General features: G+C 65.7%; 14 protein-coding genes. 7 read left to right on the forward strand and 7 right to left on the reverse strand.

Annotation, left to right across the window (positions count from 1 at the left end; all coding sequences use genetic code 11):
• Positions 1–209 precede the first annotated feature (209 nt).
• The 4 genes from MYCSM_RS32825 to MYCSM_RS32840 form a co-directional block, all read right to left on the reverse strand.
• A complete protein-coding gene (locus MYCSM_RS32825) occupies positions 210–656 on the reverse strand; it encodes a nucleoside deaminase (RefSeq protein ID WP_232425878.1) in 447 nt (148 codons plus the stop codon).
• A gap of 662 nt (positions 657–1,318) precedes the next feature.
• Complete coding sequence (locus MYCSM_RS32830; RefSeq protein WP_157681574.1) at positions 1,319–2,749, reverse strand: sensor histidine kinase; 1,431 nt, start codon at positions 2,747–2,749, stop codon at positions 1,319–1,321.
• Entirely contained in the window at positions 2,746–3,438 is a 693-nt protein-coding gene (locus tag MYCSM_RS32835) for a response regulator transcription factor (protein WP_015297831.1), read from the reverse strand. The genes MYCSM_RS32830 and MYCSM_RS32835 overlap by 4 nt, the downstream gene beginning before the upstream one ends.
• A gap of 116 nt (positions 3,439–3,554) precedes the next feature.
• Positions 3,555–3,812 (reverse strand): hypothetical protein, encoded by a 258-nt coding sequence (locus tag MYCSM_RS32840; RefSeq protein WP_015297832.1) that lies wholly within the window; start codon positions 3,810–3,812, stop codon positions 3,555–3,557.
• Positions 3,813–4,025: 213 nt separating this feature from the next.
• Here MYCSM_RS32840 and MYCSM_RS38805 point away from each other — a divergent pair, with 213 nt between their 5' ends.
• The 4 genes from MYCSM_RS38805 to MYCSM_RS32860 all read left to right on the forward strand — a co-directional run bounded on the left by MYCSM_RS38805 (position 4,026) and on the right by MYCSM_RS32860 (position 8,004).
• A complete protein-coding gene (locus tag MYCSM_RS38805; RefSeq protein ID WP_015297833.1) occupies positions 4,026–4,157 on the forward strand; it encodes a hypothetical protein in 132 nt (43 codons plus the stop codon).
• The gene (locus MYCSM_RS32845) at positions 4,154–5,194 is read left to right on the forward strand and encodes a protein phosphatase 2C domain-containing protein (protein ID WP_015297834.1); all 1,041 of its coding nucleotides are present in this window, start codon (positions 4,154–4,156) and stop codon (positions 5,192–5,194) included. The genes MYCSM_RS38805 and MYCSM_RS32845 overlap by 4 nt, the downstream gene beginning before the upstream one ends.
• A 940-nt stretch (positions 5,195–6,134) precedes the next feature.
• Positions 6,135–6,518 carry a hypothetical protein gene (locus MYCSM_RS37950; RefSeq protein WP_198345139.1) on the forward strand — a complete coding sequence of 128 codons (384 nt, stop codon included), beginning with the start codon at positions 6,135–6,137 and terminating at the stop codon, positions 6,516–6,518.
• Between the two features lie 52 nt (positions 6,519–6,570).
• Positions 6,571–8,004 carry a type IV secretory system conjugative DNA transfer family protein gene (locus MYCSM_RS32860; RefSeq protein ID WP_015297836.1) on the forward strand — a complete coding sequence of 478 codons (1,434 nt, stop codon included), beginning with the start codon at positions 6,571–6,573 and terminating at the stop codon, positions 8,002–8,004.
• 101 nt (positions 8,005–8,105) lie between these two features.
• On the opposite strand, the gene MYCSM_RS32865 is transcribed toward MYCSM_RS32860, so the two are convergent.
• Both MYCSM_RS32865 and MYCSM_RS32870 read right to left on the reverse strand, forming a co-directional pair.
• The gene (locus tag MYCSM_RS32865) at positions 8,106–8,576 is read right to left on the reverse strand and encodes a DUF6036 family nucleotidyltransferase (RefSeq protein ID WP_232425879.1); all 471 of its coding nucleotides are present in this window, start codon (positions 8,574–8,576) and stop codon (positions 8,106–8,108) included.
• Positions 8,576–9,061 (reverse strand): helix-turn-helix domain-containing protein, encoded by a 486-nt coding sequence (locus MYCSM_RS32870; protein WP_015297837.1) that lies wholly within the window; start codon positions 9,059–9,061, stop codon positions 8,576–8,578. The genes MYCSM_RS32865 and MYCSM_RS32870 overlap by 1 nt, the downstream gene beginning before the upstream one ends.
• Positions 9,062–9,293: 232 nt before the next feature.
• Here MYCSM_RS32870 and MYCSM_RS32875 point away from each other — a divergent pair, with 232 nt between their 5' ends.
• Entirely contained in the window at positions 9,294–10,301 is a 1,008-nt protein-coding gene (locus MYCSM_RS32875; protein WP_015297838.1) for a DUF4331 family protein, read from the forward strand.
• 9 nt (positions 10,302–10,310) lie between these two features.
• On the opposite strand, the gene MYCSM_RS32880 is transcribed toward MYCSM_RS32875, so the two are convergent.
• On the reverse strand, positions 10,311–11,294 hold the full coding sequence (locus MYCSM_RS32880) for an EamA family transporter (RefSeq protein WP_015297839.1): 984 nt from the start codon (positions 11,292–11,294) through the stop codon (positions 10,311–10,313).
• A 79-nt stretch (positions 11,295–11,373) separates the two neighbouring features.
• Here MYCSM_RS32880 and MYCSM_RS32885 point away from each other — a divergent pair, with 79 nt between their 5' ends.
• Together MYCSM_RS32885 and MYCSM_RS36505 are read left to right on the forward strand one after the other, a co-directional pair.
• Positions 11,374–11,928: a CGNR zinc finger domain-containing protein gene (locus tag MYCSM_RS32885; RefSeq protein WP_015297840.1), complete on the forward strand. Its 555-nt coding sequence runs from the start codon at positions 11,374–11,376 to the stop codon at positions 11,926–11,928.
• A 34-nt stretch (positions 11,929–11,962) separates the two neighbouring features.
• Entirely contained in the window at positions 11,963–12,169 is a 207-nt protein-coding gene (locus tag MYCSM_RS36505; protein ID WP_157681576.1) for a hypothetical protein, read from the forward strand.
• Positions 12,170–12,184: the final 15 nt, after the last annotated feature.

Consider the following 12,184-nt stretch of genomic DNA (forward strand, 5'->3'; position numbering starts at 1 on the left):
TACCTCACCAGTGCCGGGCTCTCCGAGGACTGGGCCGATCGGACACTCGCCGTCCTCTGGCGTGACCCGGGAACCCGAGGCCGGCCCGCGACTCCGACTCGGAAGCCGTCCGGATGCACCCGCTTCCGCAGAAGTCGCGCTGAAAGTCGATGACGAGCGCGGAGTATGCGGCGGTGCGTACCGGTTCGGCAAGTTGGGTGGCGTCCAGGTCAACGGTCAGCGTCGCGTTCTTCGAATAGTTTTAGACAGGCCTCTGCCAGCACGCCACCCAGCAGCTCGATGGGTTCACCGGAACGTGCGTTGACCTCGCTGGCGGGAATTCGCACCTCGCGCTGCTGTCCCAGGGTGACTGAATGGACGGCATCCATCGTGCAACCGAACACCACCCGCGACACCCTGGCCAGCCACGCCGACGTGAAACACATCGGACAGGGCTCGACAGTCGTGTAGAGGGTGCAACCGGTGAGATCCGGTCCCATCGCGCGGGAAGCAATCCGCACCACGTTCACCTCCGCATGGCGGGTCATGTCGGCTTCCGCGACGACCCGATCGGTGCTGTCCGCTACGACATCTCCGTCCGGGCCCACCACCAGGGCGCCGAAGGGCGGCTCACCGTCACGCGTCGCCTTCTCAGCGAGCGCCAGTGCGAGCCGCATGTACTCATCGTGCATTGCGTGTTTGCCTGCTGCCCTTGGTATTTGGCATGCGCTGCTCGGACACATCCGGACGCTGTATCTCTAGCACGGGTGTGCCCACTCGAGCGCGGATAGGAACGAACCGCCGATCATAGGCAGGACACCCTCCACGGGACACCCCGGGCTTTTGTCCCGCCGTGGAGCGGTCGAACATCATTGGCGACCGCCTGCGTCTCTCGGATAAGTCCAACGAATTCTGCGGAACCCTAGACACGCCTCATACGGTGTGAGTCGTAGGAAGACTAAACCAGCCGACTGTTACGCAAGTTCGTTTGGATGTGAACTCCGCGTTATGCACGGTTCGCGTCGGTTCACTTACGCCGTGACAGGAGGCCCCGGGCTCCATGCAGCAACGTGCCGCGGCAACCCCAGAGATTCGACTGCCGGTGTGACGGAATCTTCGGCTCAGTCACCGTCGCGAAAACAGCCGGCGCCGTGGGCGGCAATCGGCGTTTGCTGGGGTCGTCCTGAAGAAGGTGGCACGAATCTGAGACAAAAGTCAGATACATGACGTGAGACAACCCGCACAACCCAGGTCAGTTCGTGCGTTGTTGAAAGCCCGCGTCGACAACTTAAGTAAGCAATCAGTCGTCGGGCTGCGGAGGCAATCGGTGGTCGGTGTATTACGGCAGAGCCGGTAACTCCACCGAGATCTTGGCCCCGGGGTGGTTGTCCTCGATCCGCACATGGCCGCCGTGCGCGGCGACGATGTCGGCCACGATCGCCAGGCCCAGACCGGTGCCCCCGGCGTCGCGGGCCCGTCCCTCGTCGAGGCGGACGAAGCGCTCGAAGACTCGTTCTCTGTCTGCTAACGGAATGCCCGGCCCGTCATCGGCGATGGTCAGCATCGCTGCTCCATCCTCACTGGCGGAGGGGCGGCTATCCGCGGCTGGGGTGTGGCGGACGAGGCGGACGGTCACGGTCTGGTCGGCGTGTCGGACGGCGTTGCGGATGAGGTTGCGCACCATCCGGTGTAGGGCGACCGGGTCGCCGAGCACGCGCACCGGGGAGATGCCGGTGGTGTCGATTTGTGGCGCGCTCGCTTCGCGGGCTTCTCGCACGGTTTCCCACACCAGATCGTCGAGGTCGATGGGACGGCGGTGCAGGCGGGGATCAGCATCTAGGCGCGCCAGTTGAAGCAGATCGTCTACCAGCGCGGTGAGCCGCGTGACCTGTTGCAAGGACAGTTGTCTCGCAGCGGTGGTCTTGGTGTCGCTTTCTCCTTCGGGTGGGTGGCGGAGGTCGATTTCCAGCCGGGCGCGCAGCGTCGCTAGCGGAGTGCGCAGTTCGTGGGCGGCGTCGGCGACGAAGCGGCGTTGGCGATCTGCGGCGGTCGCGATCCGTTCCAACAGGTCATTGAAAGTCTGGGCAAGCCGCCCCAGCTCATCGTCTGAGGCGGGGACGTCGAGGCGTTGCTGCAAATCTGTCCCAGGGATGGCGGCCGCCTGGCGACGTATCACGTCGACAGGCCGCAGTGCCCTGCCGACCAGCAACCAGCCGACCAGTGCAAGTAGTGCCACCATCGTCGGCACGCCGATGATCAACGCAGCGCCCAGTTCGGCTGTGCTGTCCGCCAGGGGGGTCGTCGGCGAACCCACGTACACGGTTACCGGACCAGTGGGCGAGGTGACCGCGAGCGCGGCCACCCGGTACGGTCCATCCAATGCCGCAGGAGTGACCGTGTCGAGCGTAGGGCCGCTCGCCGCAGGCAGGGTGAAGAACAACCGGGGTTCGCCGTCAATGTCTCCCGAACTGCTGATCACGGTGCCGGCCCCGTCGACCACCTGCAGTACGGTCGACTCTCCCGCGGAGCGCGCCACCCTCGGATTGGCGACCCCCTTGGCTACGTCGGCGGCCACATCGCGGACCTGCCGCGTCAGGGTCGCGTCCAGATTGGCTGCCAGCACGCTGTCCACCCGCCACACCAGTAGCGTTGCGGCGGCGGCCATCCCAACCGCGATGACCAGCGTGGAGGCAGCAGTTAGCCGGGCCCGCAGTGATATCCGCCGCCACCACGGCGGTGTCGGGCGCGGCCGGTCAGCTTCAGCAGTCACGTAGAGACACGTCGTGCCACGTCGTCGCGAAGCCGATATCCGGCCCCGCGGACCGTCTCAATGCTGCGCCGGTCAAAGGGCGCATCGATCTTGCGGCGCAGATAGCCGACATACACCTCGACGACATTGGGGTCACCGTCGTAGAAAGCGTCCCACACGTTGGCCATGATCTGGGTCTTGGACACCACTTGGTCACGGTGACGCATCAGATACTCCAGTACCGCGAACTCCCTTGGCGTGAGGTCGATTTCGGTGGCGGCCCGACGACAGGTGCGGGCTCCAGGGTCGAGGATCAAGTCGCCCGCCACCAGCTGCGCCGGACGTTCGGGAGCCCCGCGGCGGATCACCGCCCGCAGGTGCGCCAGCAATACAACATAGGAAAACGGTTTGGTCAGATAGTCATCGGCGCCGAGATCAAGAGCGTCGGCTTCGTCGTATTCGCCATCCTTGGCGGTGAGCATCAGAATCGGAACCCAGACCCCTTCGTTGCGAAGTCTGCGCACCACCTCATACCCGGACGGCCCCGGCAACATGATGTCCAGGACCATCGCGTCGTATTCGGTGCTCCGTATTCGGGTCAACGCCTGAACGCCGTCGCGGGCGATGTCGACGGCGAATCCGTCCGCCCGCAATCCGGCAGCCAGCGTTTCGGCCAGCGCCTCTTCGTCTTCCACGAGCAAAACCCGCATACCCAAAACCGCCTTTCACCGATCTGCCCTGCCAGTCTGGTTCCCGGGTGGCCGCGCGGCGGCGGACCCGACGATTTCGTGGGTCCGCCGCCGTGGCACCAGGCGTTCGCCGAGCGTCAACGTGGCGGCGGTGCAGGCGGAGCCGGAGTGTCGGGCACCTCGGGGCCGTTCTGGTCGCCGTCCTGGAGGTTGTCCGTGTCGGCGGCACCCGTAACGTCCGGGCTGTCACCCGGTTCGGGAGCGTCCACCACTGTCGGCGGGGCCGGCGGCGGCGGTGCCGGTGCCGCGTTGGCGACCGCGATTCCTCCTCCGATCGCCGCGCCTGCAAGTGCCGACGTCACCGCCGCCACGACCCTGCTCTTTCGGTTCAGCATTGTCGATCCTTTCTGTGGCAGCCAATTTGGCTGTCGGATCCAACATGGCAACCGCGGCTTGTGTCGTTGCTGAACGAGCCTGAGAACGTTCACAGTCCCCGTCATCCCCGCTAGCTGAGAGCATCCTCAGCCGGGCACAGCGTCGCGTCAGCGGGTCGGAGCACGCTGAGGCCAGCAGCCGAACACGGCTGAAACTGTACGAAGGGGCCGACCATGCGGAAGCGAAACGATGAGGTCACGATCGACATGGCGGCCACGCCTACGGTCATGGCGCCGCGGCACCGGCCGTGCATTTGGCTTGAGTTCGATGACGGTCAGCGGTCGGCGTTCGTGGTGCGGGCTTGATCGGGCGCCACCCCGCCCCCGCCACCGGCGATCGACTCGAACATCTCATCACCCTCGCCGACGACACCCTCTCGGTGTCGAGGACGCACCTCGAGTTCGGCACCGGCGAATCGGGCTTGTGGATCCGAGACCGATCCTCCACCAATGGCTCGGTGATCGAGATGAACGGCCACCGGGCCGCCGTCGCGCCAGGACTGCGTATTCCGGCCCCGGCGGGCTCCTCGATCCATATCGGTGCACACCACGTGACCGTGCGGAGCATTCCAAATTGCGAGTTGATGAATGTCGCGGCGATCGAGTGGGGTGCGGCCAGCCACGCGGGTGCAGTGCATGTTCATCGTCATGAACGCAACCAGGACGCCTATCGCGCGGAACCGCCGGTGTTCGTCGTGGCCGACGGAATGGGTGGTCACTGCGGCGGCGATGTGGCCAGCCGCGAAGTAATCCAGGCACTCCTGCCACTGGTTGGCCGGGTGCCGGTGACCGTCGCGATGCTCACGGCTTGCCTCAGCGATGCAAGGGAGCGGATTGACCGCATCGCCGTCGACAGCGGACGGCCCCCGGGATCCACTCTCAGTGGCGTCATCGCCACCCGCGTCGACGGCGTTCCGTCATGGATAGTGGTGAACATCGGCGATTCACGCACCTACCGGTTGGACTCAGACGCCTTCCGGCAGCTCACCATCGACCACACCGTCGTTCAGGAATTGATCGACGCCGGCGCGATCACACCGTCCGCGGCCGCATCGCATCCTGGCCGCAACCTGCTCACCCGTGCACTACTCGGTGCGACTGAGCACCCGGCCGATATATCGGTGCTGGCGATGCGAGCCGGTGACCGGATCCTCGTCTGTTCGGACGGTCTGACGCGGGAGCTCGACGACGGCCTCATCGCAGACGTGTTGCGGACAACCACCGATCCGCACCTCGCCGCCGAGAATCTGATCGCGTCTGCGATCGACGGCGGCGGCCACGACGACCTAACGGCACTGGTGGTTGACGTTCTTGCCATTCGGGATCACCGCTCGGATGCCTAGGTCAAAGTGCAGCCGAGGGATTCTGATTTGTCAGGTCCGCGCGACGACCCGGTACTGCCTGTCTTCGACTTGGCGCCAATGAATTTGACGTCGGTCAGATCTCGATAAGAGCCCGGCGATTCCCATCGATTAGTGGTCACCGCTGATGAATAGACGATCACTTCGGGCGGCACTGCCGCCGCAGCTGCGCCTGCTCGGCCTGCAATCGCGACGATGTGCGCCAGGATGAATTGGTGCGCAACGTGTTTTGCCAGCACACCGCCCGGCCGCAGCACATTTCGTACCGGCAGCTGCGGGATTCGGCGCCGCGGTGCGCGCCGGTTTAGGTTGGGACATGTTCCCCGACAGCCTCGCTGCACCGCATCTGGGCGAAGGATCGTTGGTCCGAATCCTCGACGAGCTCCTCGACGTGCCGCTGTTCGGGCAGTGCTGGAAGTTTGGACAGCCCGTTAGTCCAAACCATCACAGACACTGTGGACGCGGCCGCTGCCAGTCTGCGCCGCCGCCGAAAGTAGCCGCCATCCGCACCATTCGGCGTGTACACGGATGCAGTTGGCCGCCGCGGGGACGAGCCTGAGCTTTGGCGCCAGGTGTGTGCAGGCGATGCCGCCGAGTGGTGTGGACGCGGGACAGGTGGGTTTGCACGATCCGGGGTGAAACGCGCCGCGGCCGAGGTTTCGTAGTCGGCGCCGTACGCCTGGCACGTACTCCAGCTACCCGGGTCACCGAGAATGCCGCGGAGGACGCCGACACCATCGTGAACCCCGTGATGCGGGCACTGGCCAGCTGATCAGTGCCCTTGCCCGGTTTGGTACCCCGACGGAGTCGTTGATGGGGCAAAGATAGTCACATTGCCTGTTGGGCCCTATGCCGTTACCTCTGCGGGTTGACAACTCACAGGTGCACAGCGACTTGGACAGCAGGCTTTAATCTTGAGCCTGTGAGCAGCGGCGGTGTGGATGCGCAGGGCCCAGCGAGTATGGATGACCCGGTGACCGGCCGCGCCGATGACCGCGCGGACTACACGATCAAGGATGTCTCGGTCGCATGCGGACTGCCCGGACCGGTCATTGCGCAGCTGGTGCCACGGACCTGGGTGGACGGCGCGGGCTGGATGTACACCGGCGAGCAGGTGCGTACGTCGGTCGTGTTGGGCGAGAATCTGCGGCGCTTCCTGGCGTGGTCCAAGGCGGGCGCGTACGTGCGGTGTGAGGTCTGCGGCACCAAGCCTGCCGACGCCGTGGACGCTGCGCGCTGGCTGCTGCTCGATGATGCTGAGCCGCACGGGTTTTGCCCGGAACACCCGCCGCAGCAGCGCAGCTAGCGGCGCTGAATTAGTGTCGGCCACGTGGTTGAGGAGCCATTACGGTTGACTCATGGCTGCGAATGGCGCTCTGGCCGAACGGTATCGGGCGCCGGTCACCGCGTTCGCCGGCTGGACCCGCGATGGTGCGGGGCGTCGTGTGCCGCTGGAATCGGCTCCCCATATTGGCGGCTACGCGCCGCCGGGCACCGGGAAGACCCGTAAGTGGTTGTCGCAGGCGGCGGTGCTGTGGCCGGGTCCGGCGCTGGTGTCCTCGAGCAAGGACGACCTGATGCAGATGGTGGCCTCGCGGCGGGCGGGTCCGGCTGCGCTGCTGGATCTGCGGCCGATCAGCGCCCCGTATTATCCGAAAGACTTTGTCGCCCAACGCTTCGACCCGACTGCGTTGATCACGACTCTCGACGATGCCAGCGCTACCGCGCAGAGTCTGCTGTCCACCTCTGCTGTCGCCTTGTCGGGCACAGCGTTTCGCACCGGCGGGGACACCGGCCCGTGGGATCAGCTGGCGCTAGCCCCGTTGACATGTCTGCTGTATGCGGCCAGCCCGCAGGCCACCGGGTTGGGGATGGAGTGGACGCTGGAGGCATCGGAGAACGTCGACAGTCCCGCCGCTGCCGGCGGGTATCAGATCAGCACTGCTCCCGGGTGGGCGCAGGCGGCGGCGTGGAGCCAAGACCATCTGTTGCAGGCGCGGGTGCGCTCGGTGCTGGACATGGAGCCCAAGCAGCGGGACTCGGTGAAGATGACGGTGACCAAGGTGCTGACCGCCTGGCTGCTGACCGCGCGCCGGGACCGGTCCCATCCTGCGCTGGACTTGTCGTTCTTCGATGACCCGGCGGCCACGCTGTATCTGTTGACGCCGGCCGACGGCACGGTCGCCGCGCAGGCGATCGTGTTGATGGATGCGCTGATCAACCGGCAGCGCACAACGGTGGCGCAGTGGGAGGAGTTCACCCGCATCGGGCTGTTTCTCGATGAGATCACCAATACGCCGATTCCGCGGCTGCCGCAGTATCTGGCTGAGTCCCGCGGGCTTGGCTGCTCGATCTGCTTTGCCGCGCAAGCGGGTTCGCAACTGGACGCCGTCTACGGTCCGCTGCAGGGCAAGGCGATCCGCGACGTGACTCCGGCGTCGCTGGTGATGTACGGCTCCCACGAACGCGACGTGATGGAGTCCGCCGCGCTGTGGGCCGGTAAGACAACCCGCAGCCACCAGTCCTACGCCGCGGGTCTCGACGACAAAACCACCGGCCGTCAGTTCGGCAATGCGCTGGAGGCCGCAGAACTGTTGCCCCGCAACACTTCAGAGGCCAGGCTGATTCCCCGTGGACAGCCCGGGCAGATGGTCGAGCTCATCGACTTCGATGAATTCGTGGTGTATCTCGATGAGCTGCGGGAGGCATGGAGGCGGACGGACGGCGGCGGCCGCCGAGGGGCGGTAGCTGCGCCGAGCTGGGGCAGTGAGCGCGCCGTGGCCGAGCGTTAATCAGCGCTTTTTATGCGTGAGCGAGCCAGGCGGCTGCTCTGTCAGTGGCTTCTCGATACCGTTCGGGTAGTGACGCGAGGCGGACAGTGATCACCTGCGGGTCAACAAGATTTGGCGGTGATCAATGCGTCGACGAAGTTCTGGTCTTTCTCTCGAAGGGCACACAGTTTCGCCACGCACAGGTCTTCCTTGTCGAGGCACCATCCGATGAACTGAGGTTGTCCCGATGGGGCGGCCGTGTTTTCGTTCTGGACCTTGAACAGCCGATCGTGCCAGCCGTGGGGTAACGCTGAAGTGTTCAGATCCACACCGTCGATAGCGAAGCCGTGCAGCTGCGCAAACGAGGACAGCTCGCCTGCAACCCCTTCGATTTCGTCTGCGAGACGAGCGATTTCGCAGGCATCGTCGGCGATGGGTATCACGTCGACTTCGGCGGACCGAGTGGCGTAGAAAGGCAGCTCATCCTCCGTGTATGTGCCGAGGATCGCTTGAGAGCCGACAATGATCACTTCGTTGATGCCGGCGATTTGGCATGCCGCCCGGATGGCGTGCTCGAGTTGGTCGCGGCGCATCAGTGAGCCGTGCGCAGAAGGCGGATGCGCTCCTCATCGGGGAGCAGTCCCCCCATCGGGGAGACTTCGCGCATCTCTATGCAGTCGCGACCCAGACCGGTGAGAGCGCGATGAAGGCCAGGTAGGTCGCTGTGTTTCACGAGCGATTCCCAGCGGTCGAGGTTTCTCATGTGAGGTTGACCAGTTACGCCGGACCGTAGCCCACGCAGGTTCTGTTCGATGGTGGGTTGCCACTGTGTGAGGGTGGAACGGGTCAGCTGTCTGGCCAGCTCGCGGTGCAGGTTCCATGAGCGGCGTTCGGAACGTGTCAGGTGAGGAGTGACAGGCTGGCGGGTGATTTCGAGTCGGTAGCCCATGCACGACAGCAGCCGGTCGAGCTGCTCGTCGCTGAGGTCGACCTTGTCGGCGAGGAACTGGCTGATGCTCGGCTGGTGTACACCGCTGAGCCGAGAAAGTTCTGATTGGGTGGTGTCGGTCTCGTGCATCACCGTCCGGAGTATGTCACTCCGATCGCTCATACCCGACTATAGCACTGGATGCTATACCCGGCGCGCTACCGTACGGACCGGGCGTCCAATACTCGTGGGAAGCCACCGATTCGGGCAGCCCACGGCGCTGACTTTTGCGTTCAATTTCGCCTGTTCGATGCGACGGCGCATCGATGCCCATGTAGCGTCCGGGTGCCGCCGCCACACCAATCGAGAGGGCCGATCGCGCATGTCCAACCACTTCACCGGCCTGTCCCTCGGACCACCCCTGGGTGATCAGCGACTCGACTTGTGCGACCTCTACGCGTTCGTCTCTCCGGCCGACCCGGGCCGGACCGTGATCATCCTCAACGCCAACCCGCTGGCCGACGCGCTGCACCCCGAAGCGATCTACCGGGTGGCGATCGACAACGACGGAGATCTGTTGAACGACATCGCATTCAGCTATGTGTTCTCCGAGCCGAAGGACGGCAAGCAGACCGTCGATGTGTACCTGGCGGCCAACGACGAAGCCGAGGAGGCCGAGGCCGTCGGCGAACGGATCTTTACCAACGTCCCGGTTTCCTTCGTCGGCGACGAGCCCTACATCGCCACCTCGGGTGACTTCACGTTCTTCGCGGGCGCCCGCAGTGACGCGTTCTTCTTCGACTTCGACGGCGTCAAGCAACTCTTCGACACGTCGGGCAAACGCAACTTCACCGATTTGACGCTGCCCGGCGAATCCCCTTGGACCGGTGTGGATTCCAACACGCAGGCCAACGTCTTCTCCACCGCTATCGAGATGCCGACCAGCTTCCTGGGCGCCGACCCCGACATCCGGATCTGGGGCCGGTGCAGCGTGCGCGAAAACGGCAAGCTGCTTCACGTCGATCGGGCAGGGCACCCGTCGGTCAGCAGCTTTTTCAACACCGACGACACCAAAGAGGAGTACAACGCTAGCGAGCCGGTGCACGACCGGGAGCGGTGGATCGACATGTTCATCCATCAGCTGGGCCACACCGGCGGGTATTCACGCGAGGAAGCCATCGAGGCGATCGACACCGAGGGCACGCTGCCCGACATGCTGGCCTTCGACCCGTCCAAGCCGGCGAAGTACCCGAACGGGCGCGTGTTCACCGACGACGTCATCGACTACCGGCTGGCGTTTTTGACCAAGGGCGAATGCCCGCCGTCGGGGCTGAGCCCGCACACCGACACCCTCGACGTCTTCCCGTATCTGGGGCCGCCCCATCGGTGACGGTGCGGGTCAGCCGATCGGTTCGGCTTCCTTCGCGTCGGTCGGTGCAGCCAGATCCGGCCACTCGGCAAGGCGGTGATCGGTGCTGCGGCCGGCCAGCGCCAGGCCGGCCAGCACCACGGCGCCGCCGACCGCTTGCGTCGGGGTGATCGCCTCACCCAACAGCAGCCAGGCCCACAGCACCGCTGCCAACACTTCACCCAGGCCGATCAGCGAGGCGTAGCTGGGCCGCAGCCGCGCCACCCCGATGATGCCCAGCGCGTAGGCCATCGCGGTGCTCACGACGCCCAGCACGACCACCGGAACCCAGAACGACGTGGTGTGGCCCGCGATGACGGTGTCGGTGGTGGTGCAGGTCATCGGGAGGATGCCGCTGACCCCGAGCACGCCGACGGCGGCTGCGCCGACGACCAGGCCGCCTGCGGCCAGGGTCAGCGGGTGTAGCCCGTCTTCGTCGGTCGATGCCCGGGCCGAGAGCACGAAGTAGCAGGCCGCGCAGACGGCCGCGGCAAGTGCCCAGGCGACTCCGACGCCGCTGATGTGGGCCCCGGAGAACACGTCGAGCACGACAAACGTCCCGGCCAGAGCGAGGGCGGCGCCGAGCAGGGTCAGCGTGGCCGGCCTGCGGCGCGTCGTGGCCCACACCCATCCGACGACCAGCACCGGCGCCAGGTATTCCAGCAGCAGGGCGACGCCGACGGACAGGTTGGCCACGGCGTTGTAGTAGGCCAGTTGTGCGCCGGCGATCGGGATGACCCCGTAGAACAGGACCGTTCTGCCGTGCGCGAGGGCCTCGCGCCACCAGGTCGGGCGCACGATGCTGGCGAACACCGCCATCACCAGCGCACCGCCGGCCATCCGTGCCGCGGCCGCCGCGAGCGGTGTCCAGCCTGCCTCCATCAGGACCTTGGCGAACGGCCCCGAGGTGCCGAAGGTGACGGCGGAGGCGAACGCGAAGGCCAGCCCGACACGGAAGGTGTTGTTCGCGTTCATCAGCACCCCTCCGTCGACGTCATGAGTAAAATAATCTTTGGTACTGACGACGCTAGCGAGCAGAGGGGTCAGGCGTCAAATGCTTTTTAGTCATGACACGGAGCTGACCCTGCGAGCTGCGGCGATGCTGGTCAACACCGACCGCGACGACGGTGAGCGCCTCGGCGACCAGGCCGCGCTCGACGACTATCTGAACTACTTCGGCTGGACCGGGCGCCGTGACCACGACGACGCCGAGCTCGCGGCGGTGCACGCGCTGCGGTGGCGGCTGGGGTTGATCTGGGAATCGGCCGGCGACGAGCAGCGCGCGGTTGAGCGGGTCAACGCGCTATTGGCCGACACCAACGCCTCACCGTGGCTCACCCGCCACCCCGAGATGCCCGAATGGCATCTGCATCTGGCCTCGCAGAACGACCCGCTGGCCCAACGGATGGGCGCCGAGATGGCCATGGCGTTGGCCGACTTGATCCGAATCGGGGAGCTACGGCGACTGAAGACCTGTGCCGCGCCGCACTGCACCGCGGTGGTGATGGATCTGTCGCGCAATCGGTCCCGCATCTTCTGTGACACCGGCAATTGTGGTAACCGCCTGCATGTGGCGGCTTATCGCGAACGTCGGGCCACGCAGGCCTAGCTGTGGTGCACGCCAACGGGCGGAACAGATTCCGTTGTGCGCCCCGCTGGCGGCCGGTGCCGTGCGGTGGCCGCACCAGCACCGGGTCGGAGCCGCGGGCCTCGGCCACGAGGTGACCGATCAGTTCGTAGGCTCATCGCTTGTCAGGCTGCCGGGCGGCGCTGTCGGGGACGAGCTCGAGTATCGGCTCCGCCTGCGCGGCGGGCAGGTGCAGCAGGCCGCCGAGGAGCTGGTTTCGTAGTTCCATTGCGGGCAG

The sequence above is a fragment of the Mycobacterium sp. JS623 genome (assembly GCF_000328565.1).
In the GTDB taxonomy this organism is placed as follows: domain Bacteria; phylum Actinomycetota; class Actinomycetes; order Mycobacteriales; family Mycobacteriaceae; genus Mycobacterium.

Coding starts and splice junctions, on each gene's coding strand:
- MYCSM_RS32825 (WP_232425878.1), bottom strand. CDS start 656: ATGCGGCTCGCACTGGCGCTCGCTGAGAAGGCGACGCGTGACGGTGAG.
- MYCSM_RS32835 (WP_015297831.1), bottom strand. CDS start 3,438: ATGCGGGTTTTGCTCGTGGAAGACGAAGAGGCGCTGGCCGAAACGCTG.
- MYCSM_RS32840 (WP_015297832.1), bottom strand. CDS start 3,812: ATGCTGAACCGAAAGAGCAGGGTCGTGGCGGCGGTGACGTCGGCACTT.
- MYCSM_RS38805 (WP_015297833.1), top strand. CDS start 4,026: ATGCGGAAGCGAAACGATGAGGTCACGATCGACATGGCGGCCACGCCT.
- MYCSM_RS32860 (WP_015297836.1), top strand. CDS start 6,571: ATGGCTGCGAATGGCGCTCTGGCCGAACGGTATCGGGCGCCGGTCACC.
- MYCSM_RS32865 (WP_232425879.1), bottom strand. CDS start 8,576: ATGCGCCGCGACCAACTCGAGCACGCCATCCGGGCGGCATGCCAAATC.
- MYCSM_RS32870 (WP_015297837.1), bottom strand. CDS start 9,061: ATGCACGAGACCGACACCACCCAATCAGAACTTTCTCGGCTCAGCGGT.
- MYCSM_RS32875 (WP_015297838.1), top strand. CDS start 9,294: ATGTCCAACCACTTCACCGGCCTGTCCCTCGGACCACCCCTGGGTGAT.
- MYCSM_RS32880 (WP_015297839.1), bottom strand. CDS start 11,294: ATGAACGCGAACAACACCTTCCGTGTCGGGCTGGCCTTCGCGTTCGCC.
- MYCSM_RS32885 (WP_015297840.1), top strand. CDS start 11,374: ATGCTTTTTAGTCATGACACGGAGCTGACCCTGCGAGCTGCGGCGATG.